Below are 20,306 nucleotides of genomic sequence, written 5' to 3'. Positions count from 1 at the left end.
ACCGACGTGACCCACCCCTCCGGATCCCAGCCGGCCCCGGCCGTCGTCCCGACGTTCTTCGTGCGGCAGCGGGTGACGATGATGGTCAACCGCTACGAGGTGCTGGCCGCGAACCCCGACGGCAGCGAGGGCCGGCTCCTCGCCCTCGCCGAGCAGAAGCGGATGAAGCTCCGCGAGGAGGTCGTCTTCTTCGCCGACGCGGGGAAGAGCCGGCGGGCGTTCTCCTTCAAGGCCCGGCAGCGCCTCGACGTCGGCGCCGAGCACGACGTCCTGGACGAGCACGGCCAGCCGATCGGCTACTTCCGCAAGGACTTCGGGGCCAGCCTGCTGCGCTCCACCTGGCACCTCTCCGCGCCGGGCGTCGAGGCGGTCGGCCGGGAGCGCAACCCGTTCATCGCGGTGCTGCGCCGGGTCTGGGACCTCATCCCGTTCCTGGACGCCATCCCGATGCCTTTCGTCTTCCACTTCGACTTCACCGACAGCCGGTCCGGGGTGCCCGTGATGAGCAGCCAGAAGCGGATCGCGCTGCGCGACCACTACACGGTGACCGTCCCCGACCCCCGGCTGGACGTCCGGGTGGCGGCGGCGATGGCGGTGGCCCTGGACGCGCTGCAGAGCCGCTGACCCGCGGGGAAGCAGCCGCGGCCGGACGGCGTTGCCCGGTGCAACCGACGCGAAAGGCTTGCACCGCAGATGAGCACCACCCTGTCCGTCCTCGACCTGGCACCCATCCCGCGCGGGGAGACCGCGAGCAGCGCCATCGCGGCCAGCGTCGCCCTCGCCCAGCGCGCCGAGGAGCACGGCTACGCGCGGGTCTGGTACGCCGAGCACCACAACATGCCCACGATCGCGTCGTCGGCCACCAGCGTGCTCATCGCCCACGTCGGCGCGCAGACCCGCAGCATCCGGCTGGGCGCCGGCGGCGTCATGCTGCCCAACCACTCGCCGCTGACGATCGCCGAGCAGTTCGGCACGCTGGACGCGATGTACCCGGGCCGCATCGACCTGGGCCTGGGACGCGCGCCCGGCAGCGACCAGAACACCATGTACGCGCTGCGCCGCGACCCGCGCTCGGCCGACACGTTCCCGCAGGACGTGCTCGAGCTGCAGGCCTACCTCGCCGGTGAGACGCGGGTGCCCGGCGTCGACGCGATCCCCGGCAAGGGCTCGCGGGTGCCGCTGTACGTGCTGGGCTCCTCGATGTTCGGCGCCACGCTCGCCGCCGCCCTGGGCCTGCCCTACGCCTTCGCCTCGCACTTCGCGCCCGCCATGCTGGAGCCCGCGGTCGCCGCCTACCGGCGGGAGTTCAAGCCCTCCGAGCAGCTCGCCGAGCCCTACGTCATCGCCGGTGTCAACGTGGTCGCCGCCGACAGCACCGCGGCCGCCCAGGACCAGCTCCAGGCGGTGCGCCGGAACCTGGCCGTCGGCCTGTTCGGCCGTGGCCGGGCGCTCACCGACGAGCAGGCCGACCAGCTGCTCGCCCAGGGCGCCGGCCAGCACGTCGGCACGATGCTCACCCACACCGCCGTCGGCACCCCGGACGAGGTGCGCGAGCACCTGGAGGGGTTCGCGAAGCTCGCCGACGCCGACGAGCTGATCGTCGCCCACCAGTCGGGGTCCCTCGAGGGGCGGCTGCGGTCGGTGGAGCTCGTCGCCGGGGCGATGGCTCCGCGCGCGCTGTGACGCACCCGTGTTTCGGCCCCCGGGGCGACGCGGGTAGGCGGCGGCGGTGACGTACTCGATCGTGGCCCGCGACCCGGAGACCGGGGAGATGGGCGTCGCCACGCAGTCCCAGGCCTTCGCGGTCGGCAACAGCGTCCCCTTCGCCCTCCCCGGGCACGGCGTCATCGCGACGCAGTCGATGGCCGAGCCCATGTACGGCGCCGTCGGCCTCGACCTGCTCCGCGGCGGTTTCACCGCCCAGGAGGTCCTGACGGCGCTCAGCAGCGTCGACCCGCAGCCCGAGCGCCGGCAGGTCGCCGTGCTGGGCCTGGCCGGCGACTTCGCCGTGTACACCGGAACCAGCTGCGTCGACGCCGCCGGGCACCTCATCGGCGACACCTGCGTCGCCCTGGCCAACATGGCCAGCTCCCCGGCGGTGTGGGAGGCGATGGTGGAGCGGTTCGAGGGCTCCTCGGGCCCGCTCGCCCAGCGGTTGCTCAACTCCCTGGTGGCGGGGGAGGAGGCCGGCGGGGACTTCCGGGGGCGCCGGTCGGCCGCGATCATGGTCGTCCGCGCGACCACCACCGGCCGCCCCTGGCACGACATGGTGGTCGACCTGCGGGTCGACGACTCCCCGGACCCGCTGGGTGTGCTGGCCGACCTCACCGTCACGCGCGCCCGCTACCAGGACGTCGTCCGCGCGTTCCAGCAGGCCATCGACGGCGACCCGGTCACCGCCGACCGCGAGCTGGAGCTGCTCCGGCCGATGGACCCGGTCAGCGAGCCCGACCAGCTGATGTGGCGGGCCGTCGTCGCGGCGCTCGCCGGACGGGAGGACGACGCCCGCGCGATGCTCGTCGACCTCGCCGCCACCGCGCCGCAGTTCATCGAGGCCGCCAGCCGATTCGGCAAGGCCGGGCTCATGCCGGCCGACGTCGTCGACCGGATCATCCCGCCGGTCCCGCCCAGCTGATCGCCGCGGCGCGACGGGCCTCTCCCCGGCCGTGCCGCCCGGGCCGGTGGTCCGGTACAGCGCGACGGCCGGGCCGCTCATCACGGTGACGACGGCGCCGGGGCCCGGAGAGCGCGACGGGCGGACACCCGGAGTGGGTGCCCGCCCGTCGCGGCGGCCCCGTCGTCGGACGGGGCCGGTGCTCAGCTCTTCGGCCGCGCGCCGGCGCGCAGGGCGCCGAGGAGGTCGTGGTTGAGCCGCGAGATCGTCTCCATCGAGATGCCCTTGGGGCAGGAGGCCGAGCACTCGCCGATGTTGGTGCAGCCGCCGAAGCCCTCGCGGTCCTGCTGCGCCACCATGTTGACCACGCGGTCGTTGCGCTCGGGCTGACCCTGGGGGAGCAGCCCCAGGTGCGTCACCTTCGCGGCGGTGAACAGCATCGAGGAGGCGTTCGGGCAGGCCGCCACGCAGGCGCCGCAGCCGATGCAGGTCGCGGCGTCGAACGCGGCGTCCGAGTCGGCCTTGGGCACCGGGGTGGCGTGCGCCTCCGGGGCGGTCCCGGTCGGGACGCTGATGTAGCCGCCGGCCTGGATGATCCGGTCGAACGCCCGCCGGTCGACCGCGAGGTCCTTGATGATCGGGAACGCGGTGGCCCGCCACGGCTCGATGTCGATCGTGTCGCCGTCGGCGAACGACCGCATGTGCAGCTGGCAGGTGGTCGTCTGCTGCGGGCCGTGCGCCTGGCCGTTGATCATGACGCCGCACATGCCGCAGATGCCCTCGCGGCAGTCGTGGTCGAAGGCGACCGGGTCGTCGCCCTGCATGATCAGCTGCTCGTTGAGCACGTCGAGCATCTCGAGGAACGACATGTCGGGGGAGATGTCGGTGATCTTGTAGGTCACCATCTTGCCCTTGACCGTCGGCCCCTGCTGGCGCCAGATGCGCAGCGTCAGGTTCATCCCGCGCTTGCTCTCCGCCCCGGGGTTGCCGACGCTGGAGCGCATCGCGCCTTCGTGTGTGGCTGTCACTTGTAGCTCCGCTGGGCGAGGTGGACGTACTCGTACTCGAGGGCTTCCCGGTGCAGCACCGGGGGCTGGCCCTCCGGCGTCCACTCCCAGGCCGCCACGTAGGCGAAGTTCTCGTCGTCGCGCAGCGCCTCGCCCTCCGGGGTCTGGCTCTCCGCGCGGAAGTGGCCGCCGCAGCTCTCGCGGCGGTGCAGGGCGTCGATGCACATCAGCTCGGCGAGCTCGATGAAGTCGGCGACCCGGCCGGCGTGCTCCAGCGTCTGGTTGAACGAGTGCCAGTCGCCGGTGACCTTCAGGTTGGTCCAGAACTCCTGGCGGATCTCCTGGATGCGGTCGATGGCCTTGCGCAGGCCCTCGTCCGTGCGCTCCATGCCGCAGAGGTCCCACATCAGCTGGCCGACCTCGCGGTGGAAGGACGCCGGGGTGCGGTTGCCGTTGATGCTGAGCAGCTTCTGCACCTGCTCCTGCACGCCGGTGAGCGCCTCCACCGCGGCCGGGTGGCTCTCGTCGACCTTCTCGAACGGGCCGTCGGCCAGGTAGCTGCTGATCGTCGACGGCAGCACGAAGTAGCCGTCGGCCAGGCCCTGCATGAGCGCCGAGGCGCCGAGCCGGTTCGCGCCGTGGTCGGAGAAGTTCGCCTCACCGATCACGAACATGCCCGGGATCGTCGACTGCAGGTCGTAGTCGACCCACAGGCCGCCCATCGTGTAGTGCACCGCCGGGTAGATCCGCATGGGGACCGCGTAGGGGTCCTCGCCCGTGATCTGGGCGTACATGTCGAAGAGGTTGCCGTACTTCGCCTCGACCGCCGGGCGGCCCAGCCGCTCGATCGCCTCGGCGAAGTCCAGGTACACCCCCAGCCCGCCGGGGCCGACGCCGCGGCCCTCGTCGCACACGTTCTTCGCCTGGCGGGAGGCGATGTCGCGGGGGACCAGGTTGCCGAACGAGGGGTAGAGCCGCTCGAGGTAGTAGTCGCGCTCGCTCTCGGGGATCTCCCGCGGGTCGCGGGTGTCGCCGCGCTCCTTGGGCACCCACACGCGGCCGTCGTTGCGGAGGGACTCCGACATCAGGGTCAGCTTCGACTGGTAGTCGCCCTTGACCGGGATGCAGGTGGGGTGGATCTGGGTGTAGCAGGGGTTGGCGAAGTACGCGCCCCGCTTGTGCGCCCGCCAGATCGCCGTGGCGTTGGAGCCCTTGGCGTTCGTGGACAGGTAGAAGACGTTGCCGTAGCCACCGCTGGCGATGACGACGGCGTCGGCGAAGTGGGTGCTGATCTCGCCGCTGACCAGGTCGCGGGCGACGATGCCGCGGGCGCGGCCGTCGACCACGATCAGGTCCAGCATCTCGGTGCGCGCGTGCTGCTCGACGCTGCCGGCCGCGATCTGCCGCTCGAGGGCCTGGTAGGCGCCGTAGAGCAGCTGCTGGCCCGTCTGGCCGCGGGCGTAGAAGGTGCGCGAGACCTGCGTGCCACCGAAGGAGCGGTTGTCGAGCAGGCCGCCGTACTCGCGGGCGAAGGGCACGCCCTGTGCGACGCACTGGTCGATGATGTTGACGCTGACCTCGGCGAGGCGGTGCACGTTGTTCTCGCGGGAGCGGAAGTCGCCGCCCTTGACCGTGTCGTAGAACAGCCGGTGCACGCTGTCGCCGTCGTTGCGGTAGTTCTTCGCGGCGTTGATCCCGCCCTGCGCGGCGACGCTGTGCGCGCGGCGCGGGCTGTCCTGGTACCAGAACGACTTCACCTTGTAGCCGGCCTCGCCCAGCGTGGCGGCGGCGGAACCGCCGGCCAGACCGGTGCCGACGACGATGACCGTCAGCTTGCGGCGGTTGGCCGGGTTGACCAGGCGGCCGCGGAACTTGCGCTCGCTCCAGCGCTCGCCGATCGGGACGTCGGTGGGGGCCTTGGTGTCGGCGATCGGCTCGCCGACGGTGAACAGCTCGAGAGGCATCGGGGGGAGCTCCTTAGTCGATGAGCCCGAAGAGGACGGAGAAGGGCACGAGCAGGAAGCCGATGGTCAGCACCGTCGCGAACGCCACGGCGAAGGCGCTGACGGTCTTCTCGCGGCGCCGGTTGCTCTGCCCCAGGGTCTGCGTGGCGCTCCAGATGCCGTGGCGCAGGTGCATGCCCAGGAGGATCACCGAGATGGCGTAGAAGATCGTGACGAAGGGGTTCTGGAAGCTGGCGACCAGCCGCTCGTACGGCGTGCTGTCGAAGCCCTCGGCGTTCACCGTGCCGGTGGTCAGGTCGAGGACGTGGTAGATGATGAACGCGCCGATGATCACGCCGCCCCAGCGCATGGTGCGCGATGCGTAGCTCTGCGCGGTGGCCTTCTTGGTGACGTAGCCCTGGGGGCGGGCCCGCTTGGCCTGGCGCCACAGCGAGACGGCGGCCCAGAAGTGCGCCACCACCGCGACCAGCAGCACGATGCGGATGGCCCAGAGCGTCGTCTGGCCCGGCAGCGCCGGGTTGCCGACCGTCCGGATCCAGCCCGAGTACGAGTTGAACGCCTCGGCGCCCGAGAAGGCCTTCAGGTTCCCGATCACGTGCGCGATCAGGTACAGCACCATGATGATGCCGCTGACGGCCATCACGGCCTTCTTGAAGACCGAGTTGGTCTTCGCCACCTTGGGGGTCCTGCGCTGCGCGTGCTCCACCGTCACCACAAGTCCCCACGCTAGGACTACACCGTGCTTGCCACCAACCAAACACGAGGTGACACACCTCATGTAAGGCGACCCTCACCGGGGAGCCCGCCGCCGCGCTCGACGTGACGCGGCCGGGCCGGTGGTCACACCGCCCCGCGGCGGGCAGGCTGTGCACGTGCCCACCCCCACCCGTGGCTTCCTCGGCCGCCGTCGCGAGCGCGACCCCCGGCTGCCCCCCGGCCAGTACGACGTCGGCGCCGACTGGCCGGTCCTCACCGCCGAGCCGACCCCGCGCATCACCCCGGAGACGTGGAGCATCACCGTCGACGGCCAGGTCGAGCAGCCCACCACCTGGTCGTGGGACGAGGCCCACCGGCTGCCCCCGTCGGAGTACCGCGGCGACATCCACTGCGTCACCACGTGGTCGAAGTTCGACACCCGCTTCTCGGGGGTCTCGGTCGACACGCTGCTGGACGCCGTCCGGCCGACCGCCGAGGCGCAGTTCGTCATGGCGACGTCGAAGACCGGCTACACCACCAACCTGCCGCTCGCCGACGTGACCGGGGGCAGGGCGTGGCTGGTCTGGGACTTCGACGGCCGCCCGCTCACCCCTGAGCACGGCGGGCCCGTCCGGCTGCTGGTGCCGCACCTGTACTTCTGGAAGAGCGCCAAGTGGATCAGCAAGCTCACGCTGCTCCGGCGCGACCAGCCCGGCTTCTGGGAGCAGAACGGCTACCACGACCGGGGCGACCCGTGGCGGCAGCAGCGGTACCAGGGTGATTGAGGACCCCGCCCCCCTCACCGCTCGCGAGCTCGCGGCGAGCATCTGGACGGGGCCGTGAGGGCGCCGTCAGGGGGGTGGCGGACGGCGACGGTCGCGGGCGTGCGGCGCCCGGTGCCCCGTTCGGTGCAGCTCCGGCTGGACGTCGCCGACCGGGTCGACCACCTGCCCGGCCAGCACTACGTGGTGCGGTTGACCGCGCCGGACGGCTACACCGCCCAGCGGTCGTACTCGGTGGCCTCGGCGCCGGGGGATCCGCTGGTCGAGCTGTTCGTCGAGCGGCTCGACGACGGCGAGGTCTCCACCCACCTGGCCGACGTCGTGGAGCCCGGCGACGTCCTCGAGGTCCGCGGGCCGATCGGCGGCTGGTTCGTGTGGGACACCGAGAGCCCGGCGCTGCTGGTCGCCGGCGGCAGCGGGGTGGTGCCGTTCGTGTCGATGCTGCGCACCGCGCGGGCGCTGGGGCGCACCGACCGGCTGCGCACCGCGGTCAGCGTGCGCACGCTGGAGCTGCTGCCCTACGCCGACGAGCTGCTCGACGCCGGCGCGCTGGTCGTGACCACCCGCGAGCCGCGCGGCATCCGGCCCGCGGGGCGGCTCACCGCCGTGGACCTGGTGCCGCTGTGGGAGCCGGGGCAGACGGCCTACGTCTGCGGATCCGCGGCGTTCGCGGGTGCGGCCACCCGGCTGCTGGAGACCCTGGGCACCCCGGCGGCGGACATCCGCGTCGAGCAGTTCGGCCCGAGCGGCTGAGGGCCCCGTCCGGGCCCTGGGCCGCCCGATGCTGTCAGCCGGCCGCGGTGGGGTTACCCGGGGTGGACAACCAGAGCTCGAAGAGCTCGTCCAGCTGCTGCCCCGACACCTCCTCCGCGAGGGCGACGAACTCCTCGGTCGTCGCCGTGCCGCCGGCCTGCGAGGCCACCCACCGCTGGACGATCGAGGTGAAGGCGTCGTCGCCCACCGCTCCGCGCAGCGCGTGGAGGGTCATCGCGCCGCGGTAGTAGACCGCGATGTCGAAGAGGTCCTCCGTGGCCGGGCCCGGGTCGCCGATGGTCAGGTCCCAGAACTCCGGCGGCGCACCGGCGGCGATGGCGTCGAACTCCTGCTGCGGCGTGGAGAGCCCCTCGCGCTCGAGCCACAGCCACTCGGCGTAGGTGGCGAACCCCTCGTTGAGCCAGATGTGCCGCCACTCGTCGATGCGCACCAGGTCGCCGATCCACTGGTGCGCGAGCTCGTGCACCACCACCAGGTCGCCGCTGACCGGGTCGGTGAAGAACACCGGCGCGTAGATCGACCGGGTCTGCGTCTCCAGCGCGAACTGGAACTCCGGGTGGTCGTCGACGATCCCGCCGGCCGGGCGGAACGGGTAGGGCCGGCCGAAGAACTCGGAGAGGAAGCCGATGATCTCCGGCTGCCGGGCCAGCGACGCCTCGGCGACCTCCCCGGCGGACGGGCCCTCCGCCTCGGGGTCGAGGTCGAGGGTGAACAGGTCGGGGTCGAGGGCGTCCCAGAACCGGATGCCGTCGGCCCGGTGCTCCCGCAGCTCGAACTCGCCGATCGCCAGCGTCACCAGGTAGGTGGCCATCGGCTCCTGCGCGCGCCACTCCCAGGTGGTCCACCCGTCCGCGGTGCGGCTGCCGCCCAGGACGCCGTTGGAGACGGCCTCCAGCCCCTCCGGCACGGTCGCCCGCACGTCGACCGAGGCGGCGTCGCGCGGGTGGTCGTTGGCGGGGAACCAGGTGGCCGCCCCGTCGGGCTGGCCGGCGACGACCGCCCCGTCGTCGGTGTGCATGAAACCGGAGGTGCCGAGCGCGTCGGTGATGGTCCCCGGCACGCCGTCGTAGGTGACCGTGGCGGCGAAGCGCTGCCCGGCGGGCAGCGCCCTCGCCGGCGTGATGGTGAGCTCGCCGCCCTCGCGCACCCACGTCGCCTCGGCCGAGCCCACCCGCACGGAGCGCACCTCCATGCCCTGCAGGTCCAGGTTGAAGGCGGAGAGGTCCTGCAGCGCCCGCGCGGTGATGGTCGCGACCCCGTCGAGGACGTCGGTGGCCGGGTCGTAGCGGAGGTCGAGGTCGTAGTGGAGGACGTCGTAGCCGCCGTTGCCGTCGAGCGGGAAGTAGGGGTCCCCGATGCCGGGGGCGCCCGGCGCGGGGCCCTCGTCGCCGAGCGCGGCGCCGGGGCTCAGGCCGAGCACCACCACGGTCGTCGCGGTCAGCAGCGGGAGTTTCCGGGACATGGCCGCTCCTCCGAGCCGTCGCGCCACCTGCTGCGCGGGGGAGCGCGACGGTAACGGCCCGGCGTCGGCTCGTTCGGTGTGCGACCGCGCGGCCCCGCGGCCGCCCCGCGTGGGGCCACCCCGTGGGCACGCGTCGTCGCGGGCTGCGACCGGCGGCGGGGCCCCCGAGGCGGACGCCGCCGGCGTCAGAGCCAGCCCCGCCGGCGGGCCTCGGTGACGGCGGCGTGCCGGTTGGGGGCGCCGAGCTTGGCCGCCGCGGCGGACAGGTGGTTGCGCACCGTGCCCGGGGAGAGGTGGGCCCGCGCGGCGATCTCCTCCACCGGCGCCCCGCCGGCGGCCAGCTCCAGGATGTCGGCCTCCCGCGGGGTCAGGGGGCTGTCCCCGGCGCTGATCGCCTCGGCGGCCAGCTCCGGGTCGACGTAGCGTCCTCCGCCGTGCACGGTGCGGACGACGGAGGTGAGCACCGCCGCGCTCACCGTCTTGGGCAGGAAGCCGCGGACGCCGGCCTCCAGCGCCCGCTTGAGGTGGCCCGGGCGGCCGTGCCCGGTGACGATCACCAGCCCGCAGCCGGGGACGACGGTCGCGAGCTCGGCGGCGAGCGAGATGCCGTCGCGGTCGGGCAGCTGGAGGTCGAGGACGGCGACGTCCGGCGCGTGCGCCCGGGCCATCGCGAGCGCCTCCGCGGCCGAGGCGGCCTCGGCGACGACCGACAGGTCCTCCTCCAGGGCAAGGAGAGCGGCCAGCGCCGAGCGGATCAGGTTCTCGTCGTCGGCCAGGAGCACGCGGATCACCGCGCCACCCCCGCGACGGCCCTCGGCAGCGTCGCCGCCAGCAGGAACCGGCCGTCCGCCGCGTGGGCGCGCAGTCGGCCGTCCAGCCCGGCCAGCCGCTCGGCCAGCCCGGTGAGGCCGTTGCCCCAGCCGCGGTCGCCGTCGCCGGTGCCGTCGTTGACCACGGACAGCTGCACCTCCTCCGGCGCGACGGACAGGGTGATCGTGCACTCCGTGGCGCGGCTGTGCCGCAGCACGTTGGTCACCGCCTCGCGCACCACCCAGCCGAACGCCGTCTGCACCTGCTCGGGCAGCGCGGTGCCGGCGTCCTCACCGGTGACGGTGCAGGCGACCCCGGCCGCCCGGAGCACCGAGCGGGCGCCGGCCAGCTCGCCGGCGAGGTCGACCGACCGGTACCCCCGCACCACCTCGCGCACCTCGCGCAGCGACCCCTCGGCGATGCGCGCGATGTCGGCCAGCTCCTCGGCGGCCCCCGGCTGGCCGCGGCGCACCAGCTCGCCGGCGAGCTGGCTCTTCACCGCGATGGTGGAGAGGTCGCGACCCATGACGTCGTGCAGGTCGCGGGCGAAGCGGAGCCGCTCCTCGGCGACCGCGAGCTGCAGCTGCACGCCGCGGCTGCGGGCCATCTCCTGCACCACGTCGAGCACCCACACCGAGAAGCGGAAGGCGAGCACCACCGCGAGCACCGCGATCGCGAGGACGACGCCCTGCGTCACGGCCGCGGCCACGGGGGTCCCGTCCAGGCCCGCGGCGACCCCGCTGAGCACCCCGATGGCGAGCGTGTGCGGGAGCAGCTGCCGGGTGGTCCAGACCGTCGAGCAGGCCGTCAGCACCATGCCGAGGGGCAGCGCCACCGACCACGGCACGACGGGGGAGGGGTCACCGGTGCGGAACGCCCAGGCACCGGCGGCGGCCATCACGCCGGCCGCCGCGAACGCGCCGGCCACCGGCCCGGCGGGGAGCGGCTCCTCCCGGCGGTGCGCGGCCAAGCCCCGGCGGGTCACCACCACCCCGCCGACGGCGGTGCCGGCGGCGCCCGCGAGGAACAGGGCGACGGCGGGGGCGGGCACGGGGGAGGTGGCCGCCCCCAGCACACCGACGGCGAACAGCGGCACCGCCCCGAGGAACGTGTAGAAGGACCACCGGGTGTAGAGCTCGATGCGCTCGGCGTCGGAGCGGCTCCTCCACCAGCGCATCACGGTCGGCACGCCGCCATGCTGCCGCACCGCCCCGGGGCGCCCCCGCTCACCGCCGCGGCGCCCAGCGGAACCAGCGCCGGGCGAGCGAGGCGCCGATGCCGAGCCATGCGGCGAGCACCGCCAGCGGGACCAGGGCCTCGGTCCACGCGCCGGCCCACCCGACCCCCTGGCCGTCCCAGGTGGTGCCGGCCAGGCCCAGCTGGGCGAGCTCGACCACCGGGGTCAGCGGCAGCATCCGGGCCGCGGTGGCGAGCACGTCGGGCAGCACGGAGAGGGGGAAGAACACCCCGCACAGCGAGGAGGACACCACCAGGAACGGCAGGGCGGTGATCTGGGCGCTCTCGGAGGTGCGGGTGAACGCGGTGCTCGCCGCCGCCAGCAGCAGCATGAGCGCCGCGCCGCCGACGAGCGCGACCAGCGGCAGGACGACGTCGACCGGCGCCGACCACTCCCCGAGGACGGCGACCCCGATCCCGACCAGCGCCACCTGGCCGACGGTGACCAGCAGCGTCGGGGCGGCGATCCCGAGGACCACCTCGGTGCCGGTCAGCTCGCCGGTGCGCATCCGCTGCAGCACCAGCTCCTGGCGGCGGGCGACGAACGTGGTGAGCAGGTTGTAGTAGGTCAGGAAGACCAGCATCACGCCGATGGCGCTGACCAGCAGCCGCGGGCCCACGGCGACCTCACCTCCCCCGACGCCGAGCGCGGGCACGGCGGCCACCAGCAGGAGCGGCAGCAGCACCGAGTTCACGACCGCGGTGCGGTTGCGGAGGAACAGCCTGGTCTCCGCGCCGGCGAGCGCGAGCGTGCGGCGGGTGCGGCTCGGCCCGGTGGCGGGCGGAGCGGTGGTCGTGGCGGTGGTCATCGGGTGCTCCCGGTCTCGAGGCGGGTCGGGTGGGTGGTGGGGTCGCCGTCGGCGACGGCGAGGAACGCCTGCTCCAGGGAGGCCGACCGCGCCTGGAGCCCACCCAGGGCGACGTCCTCGGCGGCGGCCCAGCCGAGCAGGGCGGTGAGCACCGGCTGCAGGTCGCGGGTGTGCAGCTCCACGCGGGGCGCGGGCTCGACCAGGCGCACGCCGGGCAGCGCCGGCAGCGGGGGCGCGGCCGGCCCGAGGGTGAAGCGGACGGTGGCCGGCTGCGTCCCGGTGATCTCCTCCGGGGTGCCCTCCAGCTCGATCCGGCCGGCGCGCAGGATCGCGATGCGGTCGGCGAGCTCCTCGGCCTCCTCGAGGTGGTGGGTGGTGAGCACCACGGCCGTGCCGCCCCGCACCATCTCCCGGACCAGCGACCAGACGGTGCGGCGGCTCTCCGGGTCCAGTCCGGTGGTCGGCTCGTCGAGCACCAGCACCCGCGGGCGCCCCAGCAGGGCCAGCGCGAGGTCCAGCCGGCGCCGTTCGCCGCCGGAGAGGCTGCGCACCCGGACGTCGGCGCGGTCTCCCATGCCGACCTGCGCCAGGGCCTCCTCGACCGGGCGCGAGCGGGTCAGCGTCCGCGCCCACGTGGTCACCGTCTCGGCGACGGTGAGGTCGCCCGGCAGCCCGCTCGACTGCAGCAGCACCCCCAGGTGCGGCCGGACCGCGGCGTGCTGCCGGAGGGGGTCGGCGCCCAGGATCCGCACCGTCCCGCCGTCGGGGCGCGCCAGGCCCTCCAGCACCTCCAGCGCGGAGGTCTTGCCGGCGCCGTTCACGCCGAGCAGCGCGAACACCTCGCCGGGGCGCACCTCGAAGGAGATGCCGCGCACCGCCTCGAAGTCGCCGTACCGGCGCCGCAGGTCGGTGACCTCGACGGCGGGCACGTCCCCGCGGGGGTGCGTCGGCCGCCGGCCGGGTTGCGCGTGGACGTCGGTCACGGGCCCTCCTCAGTGCGTCCGCCGGCCACCGTCGGGCCGGTCCTCCGGACGCACCTCCGACCCTGCCGCCCCGACGGAGCCGGGTCGGGTGCCGTCGTTCACAACCTGCGGCGCCCTCCGCACGGCCCACCCGTGACGCGTGTCATGGGTGCGCCCCATGCCGCGGGTGCCGGGCGGTGTGGCCGGCGGCGCTCCGGGTAGGGGCGCGGGAGGACGTGCCGCCCGTTCCCGGTCCCGGTGCCCCGGACGTCGAGGAGGAGCCGTGCAGGACCAGGACGAGGAGCGCACGCGCGCCGAGCTGGGGGAGACCGACGCCCCGGCCGAGGACGAGATCGCCGAGGCGTTCGACAAGATCGTCAGCGAGGGCGCGCAGCGGCTGCACCGCCGCTGGCGGGAGGTGCTGGCCACCGGGCTGGCCGGGGGGCTGGAGGTGGCCGTCGGCGTGCTGGCCCTCCTGGCCGTGCTCGAGGCGACCGGCAGCGAGCTGCTCGCCGGGCTGGCGTTCAGCATCGGCTTCGTCGCCCTCATGCTGGGACGCAGCGAGCTGTTCACCGAGGGCTTCCTGGTGCCCGTCACGGCCGTGTTCGCCCGACGCGCCAGCGGCGGGCAGCTGGCCAAGCTGTGGATCGGGACCCTCGTCGCGAACCTCGTCGGCGGCTGGCTGGTGATGTGGCTGGTCGTGCAGGGCTTCCCCGACCTGGCCGACGTCGCGCTGGAGTCGGCGCGGCACTTCGTGGAGGCGCCGCTGGACCTGCAGTCGGTCGCCCTGGCGTTCCTGGGCGGCAGCGTCATCACGCTCATGACGCGCATGCAGCACGGCGCGCACTCCGAGGGCGGCAAGATCGTCGCATCGGTGATCGGCGGCTTCCTGCTGGCCGGGCTCATGCTCTTCCACTCGATCCTCGACTCGCTGCTGATCTTCGGGGCCCTCCACGTCGGCGCCCCGTTCGGCTACGGGGACTGGCTGGCCTGGTTCTGGTACACCGTGCTGCTCAACATGGCCGGGGGGCTGCTCGTGGTGACGTTGATCCGGCTGGTGCGCAGCAAGGACCTGATCGAGCGGGAGCGCGCCGCCGTCGCCCGCGGCCGGTAGGGGCGCCGCCACCGGGTGCGGCGGGCGTCGGCCATCCTGGCGGCGTGATCGAGCTCCGCGGCCTGACCAAGCGCTACCGCGCCCGGGTGGCGGTCGACCGGCTCACCGTCACCGTGGAGCCGGGCCGGGTCACCGGCTTCCTGGGCCCCAACGGGTCGGGCAAGACGACGACGATCCGCTGCGCCCTCGGGCTGGCCCGGCCCACCGCGGGGACGGCGACGGTGCGGGGCCGCGCGTACCGCGACCTGGCCCACCCGCTGCGGGAGGTCGGCGCGCTGGTCGACCCGCGCGCCCGCCACCCGGGACGGACCGCGCACGCCCACCTGCTGGCGCTGGCGCGCGGCAACGGGCTACCCGTGCACCGGGTGGACGACGTGATCGAGCTGGTGGGGCTGACCCCGGTGGCCCACGAGCGGGTGCGCGGCTTCTCCCTCGGCATGGCGCAGCGGCTGGGGATCGCGGCGGCCCTGCTCGGCGACCCGGAGGTGCTGCTCCTCGACGAACCGGTCAACGGGCTGGACCCCGAGGGCATCCGCTGGGTGCGCGAGCTGCTGCGCGACCTCGCGGACGAGGGGCGGACGGTGCTGGTGTCCAGCCACCTGATGAGCGAGATGCAGGAGACGGCCGACCACCTCGTCGTCCTCGGCCGGGGCCGGCTGCTCGCCGACGTCCCGATGGCCGACCTCCTCGGCGCGCACACCGCCGTCCGGGTGCGCAGCCCGCAGGCGCCCGTGCTGGCGTCGGCGGTGCAGCGCGCCGGCGGGCACGTCGAGCTGGAGATCGACGGGGCGCTGCGCATCGACGGGCTGGCCGCCGCCGACGTCGGCGACCTCGCGCACGGCATCGGCGTCCGGCTGCACGAGCTCAGCCCGGTCACCGGCTCCCTGGAGGATGCCTACCTGGCCCTGACCGGGGACGACGTGGAGTACGGGGCGGTCGCCCCGTGAGCGGCGTCCCGTTCCGGGCGGTGCTCGCCGGCGAGTGGACCAAGCTCCGCTCGACCCGCTCCACGTGGTGGTGCTCGGGCCTCTTCGTGCTCCTGGCCGGCGGCGCCGGCTGGCTCGCGGCGGCGACGACGCAGTCGGCGCCGCGCGCGGACCTCGCCGTCAGCTCGGCGCTCACCGGCTTCGGCTTCGGGTCGGTGCCGCTCGTGGTCCTCGCGGTGCTGGTCGTCAGCGCCGAGTTCCGCACCGGCCTGGCGCTGGTCACCTTCACCGCGGTCCCGCGCCGCGGTCGGGTGCTCCTGGCCAAGACCATCGTCGTCGCCGGCTGGAGCGTGCTGCTCACCGCGCTGGTGGCCGCCGGGTGCCTGCTGGCCGCGAGCCGGCTCACCGCGGTCCCCGGCGGGATCCCGCCCACCGACCCCGACGTGCTGCGCCAGCTGTGGCTGCAGGTCGTGGGCGCGGCGCTGACCGCGGTGCTGGCGGTCGGCGCCGCCGCGCTGCTGCGCTCGACGGCCGGGGCGCTCGGCGCCGTCCTCGCGCTCGTCCTGGTGCTCCCCCCGGTGCTGGCGATCGCCGGTACCGAGCTCAGCCTGCGCATCTCGCGCCGGCTGCCGGCCTTCCGGGTGGGGGAGGACGCGTTCCTGTCGGTGGCCACCTCCTGGCAGACGGGGCTGCTGGTGGCCGGCGGCTGGGCGTTGGCGGCCTGGCTCCTGGGCCTCGCGGTGCTGGTGCGGCGGGACGTCTAGCTGCAGCCGGCGGCCCGGCGCACCGCCGCCGTGTAGCGGGCGGTGGCCAGCCGCTGGAGGGCCAGCGAGAGCGGGCCGGCCAGCCGCGCGGCCGGTGACGCGAGCCGGAAGAACACCCGCAGGGTGAAGACGACGTCGCCCGACGCCGTCAGCCGGACCGCGAAACGCTCCTCGCCGCTCTCCGGGTGGCCCGGGAGGGTGCCGTAGGCGAAGCCCCGCTCGTCGCCCCCGGTGCTGGCCCAGACCACCCGGCAGGGGATGTCGTAGCCGAACCGGGGCAGCCCCGCGGTGAGGACGACGACCGTGCCCGGGGTGCCGGCCGGTCCCGTCGCCCGGACCCGCAGCCCCGCGGCGCGCTGCGCCCGCCAGCCCAGGACCGCCTCCGCGGCGCGCTCGAACGCGGCGCGGCCGGTGCCCACCACCACCGAGTGCTCGGCGACCCGGTACCCGGCGGGCAACTCCGCGTCCGCCGTCGCGCCGACCTCGGCGTAGGTCAGCGGCGCACCGGCGAGCGCGACCGGGTCGAGCGCGCGCAGCAGTCCCACGTGGCCAGTCTCCGGCCACCCTCACGGTCAGACCACGTGGGGAGCGGCCAGCCGCCGGTGCAGCTCGGCGAGGGCGCCCGGGACCTCGGCGCCCGGCTCCTCGGACGGCGGGTCCCCCCGACGGGTGGCGCAGCCGCCCCGGCCGCGAGGGCGGGCGTAGGTTGGCCGTCACTGTGCTGCCCTCGGTCACCGCCACCCGCTACGTCACCCCGCTGCGCGAGGGTGGGTCGCTGCCCGGGCTCATGGAGGCCGACGACCTGGGCACCTACGTCGTCAAGTGGCGGGCGGCCGGCCAGGGCGTGAAGGTCCTGGTGGCCGAGGTGGTCTGCGCCGAGCTCGCCCGGGCCCTGGGGCTGCCGGTCCCCGCGCTGGTCACCGTCGACGTCGTGCCCGAGCTGGCCGTGGGCGAGCCCGACCACGAGGTGCAGGAGCTCCTGCAGCGCTCGGCCGGGCGGAACCTGGGACTGGACTACCTGCCCGGCGCGCTGGACTTCGAGGCCGGCGCCGACGGGGTCGACCCGGAGCTCGCCGGCCGGGTCCTGTGGTTCGACGCGCTGATCGGCAACGTCGACCGCTCCTGGCGCAACCCCAACATGCTGTTCTGGCACGGGCGGCTGCAGCTGATCGACCACGGTGCGGCGCTCACCTTCCACCACCACTGGCCCGGGGCCGCGGCGGCCGTCGAGCGCCCCTACGACGCCTCGGCGCACGCCCTGGTCGAGTGCAGCCCCGACGTGACGGCGGCCGACGCGGCGCTGGCCCACCGGGTGACCCGGGAGCTGCTGGGCCGGGTGCTCGCCCAGGTGCCCGACGAGTGGCTCGACGACCCCGCGGCCGGTCCGTCGCCCGACGAGGCCCGGGCCCGGTACGCCGGGCAGCTGCTGGCCCGGCTCGCGGCGCGCCCCGCGTGGCTGCCCGGGCTGGTCGCCGCGGCCGCCGCCGGGGGAGCGGGCCGCCGGCGCGCCCCGCGCGGGGAGAACCGGCCCGCGTGGCTCGGACCCCCGCCGCCCGAGGGGGTCAGCCAGCGGTGATGGACACCTTCGAGTACGCGGTGCTGCGGGTGGTGCCGCGCGTCGATCGCGGTGAGCTGCTCAACGCCGGCGTGATCGTCTACTGCCGGCAGCGCGACTACCTCGGGTCGCGGCTGCACCTGGACGCCGACCGGCTCCGCGCGCTGGACCCGACGGCCGACCCCGCGGCGATCGGCCGCGCGCTGCAGGCGGCCGCGGACGTCTGCTCGGCCGCCCCGGTGGCCGGCGCCGCCGGGCGCGAGGCCCTCGGGTCCCGGTTCCGCTGGCTCACCGCGCCGCGGAGCACCGTGGTCCAGCCGGGTCCCGTGCACACCGGGCTGACCGCCGATCCCGATGCCGAGGCCGACCGCCTCCTGGCGCTGCTGGTGCTGCCCGTCACCGGCTGACCGCGATCGGTGGCCGACTGCTCGCCGGCCGTTCACCCGGTTGCCACCGCTGCGTCGTCACGGCCCGTTTGGGTGCGAAGGCCCCCACAGCCCCGCGACCAGAGGGACCGATGACCGACATCCTCGAGCCGCGCAAGCGCGCGCTCCTGCCGCTGTTCTCCGGCATCCGCCACGGCAGCCGCAGCCACGCCACCTGCTACTACAAGTGCGGCAACGCCTGCGACACCGCCGTTCCGAACCAGACCGACAACCCGACGTTCGCCGAGGTCGTCGAGACCGCCTTCAGCCGCCGCAGCATGCTGAAGGCGGCCGGGGCGGGCGCGCTGCTCGTCGCCGCCGGACCGGTCGCCTCCGCGGCCGCCCGGGAGCAGCAGCCGGTGCCGACAGGTGGCGGCGTGACCCCTGCCCCGGGGAGCGACCTGACGTTCCAGCCGGTCGAGCAGAACTTCCTCGACGAGCTGGTCACGGCGAGCGGGTACCGCTACTCCGTCGTCATGCGGTGGGGCGACCCGGTGCTGCCGGGCGCGCCGCCGTTCCGCATCGACCGGCAGACCCCCGAGGCGCAGGCCATGCAGTTCGGCTACAACTGCGACTACATCGGCTTCCTGCCGCTGGACGACCGCGACCGCCAGGCGCTGCTCGTGGTCAACCACGAGTACACCAACGAGCAGCTGATGTTCGCCGGGGTGGCGAGCGAGTCCGCGCCGACCACGCCGGAGCAGAAGCGGATCGCCATGATGGCCCACGGCATCTCCGTCGTGGAGGTGCAGCGGCACGGGAGGACCGGCGAGTGGCGCCCGGTCCGCAACGGCCGGCGCAACCGCCGGATCACCGCGGACACACCGATGGAGCTCACCGGCCCCGCGGCCGGCTCCCCGTACCTGCGCACCAGCGCGGACCCGCAGGGACGCACCGTCCTCGGCACGCTGAACAACTGCGCCGGCGGCATGACCCCGTGGGGCACCACGCTGCACGGCGAGGAGAACTTCAACCAGTACTTCGGGACGACGACGCCGATCACCGAGAGCGCCAAGGAGCCCCGGCTGGCGCGCTACGGCGTCTCGACCACGCGCCCGGCCGGCCGGCGCTGGGACGAGGTCGACGCCCGCTTCGACCTGGCCCGCGAGCCCAACGAGGTGAACCGCTTCGGCTGGGTCGTCGAGGTGGACCCCTACGACCCGGCATCGACGCCGAAGAAGCGCACCGCGCTCGGCCGGTTCAAGCACGAGGGCGCCAACGTGCAGATCGCCGAGGACGGCCGCGTGGTCGCCTACTCCGGGGACGACGAGCGGTTCGACTACATCTACAAGTTCGTCTCGCGGAAGACCTACCGGCCCGGCACCGACAGCGCGTCGCGGGCGCACAACCTGACGCTGCTCGAGGACGGCGACCTGTACGTCGCCCGCTTCGTCGGCGACTCCCCGGCAGCGGAGATCGACGGCAGCGGCGCGCTGCCCGCGGACGGCGAGTTCGACGGCTACGGCGAGTGGATCCCGCTGGTGGAGGACGGCCGGTCGATGATCCCCGGCAAGGACGTCGCCTGGGTGCTCACCTTCACCCGCCTGGCCGCCGACCGCCTCGGCAAGCAGCTCGACGGCAACGGCGACTTCCCCGACCCGGCCAACCCGGTCGTCGTCGACCCGGCGCTGGTGCCGACCAGGATGGACCGGCCGGAGGACATCCAGGTCAACCCCGTCAACGGGCGGGTCTACGCGGCGCTCACCAACAACTCCGCCCGCACCGGCGTGAACGGCCGGCCGGGCGCCGACGAGGCCCACCCGCTCACCCGCTCCTACGCGTTCGAGCCCGCCGACGAGGAGGCCGGCACACCGGCCACCTTCGAGCAGCAGCCGGGCAACCGGAACGGGCACGTGATCGAGTGGGAGGAGACCGGGTCGGCCGGCGGGACCTCCTTCACCTGGCGGATCTTCCTGGTCTGCGGCGACCCGCAGTACCCGGGCACGTACTTCGCCGGGTACGACCGGTCGAAGGTCAGCGCCATCTCCTGCCCGGACAACCTGGAGTTCGACCCCGCCGGCAACCTGTGGATCTCCACGGACGGCAACGTGCTGTCGGTCCGCAACCAGGCCGTCGGCACCCTCGGCGGGACCAACGACGGGCTGTTCGCGGTGCCGACGGCGGGACCCGAGCGCGGGCACCTGAAGGCGTTCCTCACCGTGCCGCTGGGTGCCGAGTGCAGCGGGCCGCTGATCACCCGGGACGCCCGGTCGGTGTTCGTCGCCGTCCAGCACCCGGGGGAGACCACGGGGTCCACGGTGGAGAACCCCTCGAGCCGGTGGCCGGACTTCCAGGCGTACCGGCCCTTCCCGCGGCCCAGCGTCGCCGTCGTCTACCGCACCGACGGCGGGCGCGTCGGCAGCTGAGGACGGGCTCCCTCCACCCCACCCCTCGCACGCTCGGGAG

At 74.5% G+C, this 20,306-nt stretch carries 20 protein-coding genes; 11 read left to right on the top strand and 9 right to left on the bottom strand.

From position 1 onward, the window contains the following. Positions 1-6 precede the first annotated feature (6 nt). The 3 genes from E9549_RS08100 to E9549_RS08090 all read left to right on the top strand — a co-directional run bounded on the left by E9549_RS08100 (position 7) and on the right by E9549_RS08090 (position 2,635). Positions 7-624, top strand: coding sequence for a hypothetical protein (locus E9549_RS08100; RefSeq protein WP_236826029.1), 618 nt, complete (start codon positions 7-9; stop codon positions 622-624). Between the two features lie 69 nt (positions 625-693). Continuing rightward, positions 694-1,683, top strand: coding sequence for an LLM class flavin-dependent oxidoreductase (locus E9549_RS08095; RefSeq protein WP_236826028.1), 990 nt, complete (start codon positions 694-696; stop codon positions 1,681-1,683). Positions 1,684-1,729: 46 nt separating this feature from the next. Then, positions 1,730-2,635: a DUF1028 domain-containing protein gene (locus E9549_RS08090; RefSeq protein ID WP_236826027.1), complete on the top strand. Its 906-nt coding sequence runs from the start codon at positions 1,730-1,732 to the stop codon at positions 2,633-2,635. A gap of 182 nt (positions 2,636-2,817) precedes the next feature. On the opposite strand, the gene E9549_RS08085 is transcribed toward E9549_RS08090, so the two are convergent. The 3 genes from E9549_RS08085 to E9549_RS08075 form a co-directional block, all read right to left on the bottom strand. Next, positions 2,818-3,573 (bottom strand): succinate dehydrogenase/fumarate reductase iron-sulfur subunit, encoded by a 756-nt coding sequence (locus E9549_RS08085; protein WP_374201408.1) that lies wholly within the window; start codon positions 3,571-3,573, stop codon positions 2,818-2,820. A 65-nt stretch (positions 3,574-3,638) separates the two neighbouring features. Next, a complete protein-coding gene (locus E9549_RS08080; protein ID WP_236826025.1) occupies positions 3,639-5,585 on the bottom strand; it encodes a fumarate reductase/succinate dehydrogenase flavoprotein subunit in 1,947 nt (648 codons plus the stop codon). A 13-nt stretch (positions 5,586-5,598) separates the two neighbouring features. Then, positions 5,599-6,297, bottom strand: coding sequence for a succinate dehydrogenase cytochrome b subunit (locus E9549_RS08075; RefSeq protein ID WP_236826024.1), 699 nt, complete (start codon positions 6,295-6,297; stop codon positions 5,599-5,601). Between the two features lie 160 nt (positions 6,298-6,457). On the opposite strand from E9549_RS08075, the gene E9549_RS08070 reads away from it, so the two are divergent. Beyond that, complete coding sequence (locus E9549_RS08070; RefSeq protein ID WP_236826023.1) at positions 6,458-7,066, top strand: sulfite oxidase-like oxidoreductase; 609 nt, start codon at positions 6,458-6,460, stop codon at positions 7,064-7,066. 99 nt (positions 7,067-7,165) lie between these two features. Then, on the top strand, positions 7,166-7,816 hold the full coding sequence (locus tag E9549_RS08065) for an FAD-binding oxidoreductase (protein WP_236826022.1): 651 nt from the start codon (positions 7,166-7,168) through the stop codon (positions 7,814-7,816). A gap of 34 nt (positions 7,817-7,850) precedes the next feature. Here the strand turns inward: E9549_RS08065 and E9549_RS08060 are convergent, their stop codons facing one another. The 5 genes from E9549_RS08060 to E9549_RS08040 form a co-directional block, all read right to left on the bottom strand. Continuing rightward, a complete protein-coding gene (locus E9549_RS08060; RefSeq protein ID WP_236826021.1) occupies positions 7,851-9,299 on the bottom strand; it encodes a M1 family metallopeptidase in 1,449 nt (482 codons plus the stop codon). Between the two features lie 185 nt (positions 9,300-9,484). Next, the gene (locus E9549_RS08055; RefSeq protein ID WP_236826020.1) at positions 9,485-10,090 is read right to left on the bottom strand and encodes a response regulator transcription factor; all 606 of its coding nucleotides are present in this window, start codon (positions 10,088-10,090) and stop codon (positions 9,485-9,487) included. Further along, complete coding sequence (locus tag E9549_RS24095) at positions 10,087-11,298, bottom strand: sensor histidine kinase (protein WP_236826019.1); 1,212 nt, start codon at positions 11,296-11,298, stop codon at positions 10,087-10,089. The genes E9549_RS08055 and E9549_RS24095 overlap by 4 nt, the downstream gene beginning before the upstream one ends. A gap of 37 nt (positions 11,299-11,335) precedes the next feature. Further along, the gene (locus tag E9549_RS08045) at positions 11,336-12,154 is read right to left on the bottom strand and encodes an ABC transporter permease (RefSeq protein ID WP_236826018.1); all 819 of its coding nucleotides are present in this window, start codon (positions 12,152-12,154) and stop codon (positions 11,336-11,338) included. Further along, a complete protein-coding gene (locus E9549_RS08040) occupies positions 12,151-13,137 on the bottom strand; it encodes an ABC transporter ATP-binding protein (RefSeq protein ID WP_236826017.1) in 987 nt (328 codons plus the stop codon). Before E9549_RS08040 ends, E9549_RS08045 begins: the two co-directional genes overlap by 4 nt. A gap of 262 nt (positions 13,138-13,399) precedes the next feature. On the opposite strand from E9549_RS08040, the gene E9549_RS08035 reads away from it, so the two are divergent. From E9549_RS08035 to E9549_RS08025, 3 genes are read left to right on the top strand one after another with little or no spacing between them, the layout of a single operon-like run. After that, on the top strand, positions 13,400-14,230 hold the full coding sequence (locus E9549_RS08035) for a formate/nitrite transporter family protein (protein WP_236826016.1): 831 nt from the start codon (positions 13,400-13,402) through the stop codon (positions 14,228-14,230). 44 nt (positions 14,231-14,274) lie between these two features. Continuing rightward, positions 14,275-15,177, top strand: coding sequence for an ATP-binding cassette domain-containing protein (locus tag E9549_RS08030; RefSeq protein WP_236826015.1), 903 nt, complete (start codon positions 14,275-14,277; stop codon positions 15,175-15,177). Then, complete coding sequence (locus E9549_RS08025) at positions 15,174-15,920, top strand: ABC transporter permease (RefSeq protein WP_236826014.1); 747 nt, start codon at positions 15,174-15,176, stop codon at positions 15,918-15,920. The genes E9549_RS08030 and E9549_RS08025 overlap by 4 nt, the downstream gene beginning before the upstream one ends. Here the strand turns inward: E9549_RS08025 and E9549_RS08020 are convergent. Next, positions 15,917-16,465: a DUF1990 family protein gene (locus tag E9549_RS08020; protein WP_236826013.1), complete on the bottom strand. Its 549-nt coding sequence runs from the start codon at positions 16,463-16,465 to the stop codon at positions 15,917-15,919. The genes E9549_RS08025 and E9549_RS08020 overlap by 4 nt on opposite strands. A gap of 161 nt (positions 16,466-16,626) precedes the next feature. Here E9549_RS08020 and E9549_RS08015 point away from each other — a divergent pair, with 161 nt between their 5' ends. The 3 genes from E9549_RS08015 (at position 16,627) to E9549_RS08005 (ending at position 20,266) form a co-directional block, all read left to right on the top strand. Continuing rightward, entirely contained in the window at positions 16,627-17,496 is an 870-nt protein-coding gene (locus tag E9549_RS08015; RefSeq protein WP_236826012.1) for a HipA family kinase, read from the top strand. Continuing rightward, positions 17,496-17,882: a DUF3037 domain-containing protein gene (locus tag E9549_RS08010; RefSeq protein WP_236826011.1), complete on the top strand. Its 387-nt coding sequence runs from the start codon at positions 17,496-17,498 to the stop codon at positions 17,880-17,882. Before E9549_RS08015 ends, E9549_RS08010 begins: the two co-directional genes overlap by 1 nt. A 110-nt stretch (positions 17,883-17,992) precedes the next feature. Continuing rightward, complete coding sequence (locus E9549_RS08005; protein WP_236826010.1) at positions 17,993-20,266, top strand: PhoX family phosphatase; 2,274 nt, start codon at positions 17,993-17,995, stop codon at positions 20,264-20,266. The last annotated feature ends 40 nt before the right edge of the window (positions 20,267-20,306 follow it).

The sequence above is a fragment of the Blastococcus sp. MG754426 genome (genome assembly GCF_021699055.1).
GTDB lineage: Bacteria > Actinomycetota > Actinomycetes > Mycobacteriales > Geodermatophilaceae > Blastococcus.
The sequence above is the reverse complement of the archived record's forward strand: the minus strand, read 5'-3'. Positions and strand labels throughout refer to the sequence as shown.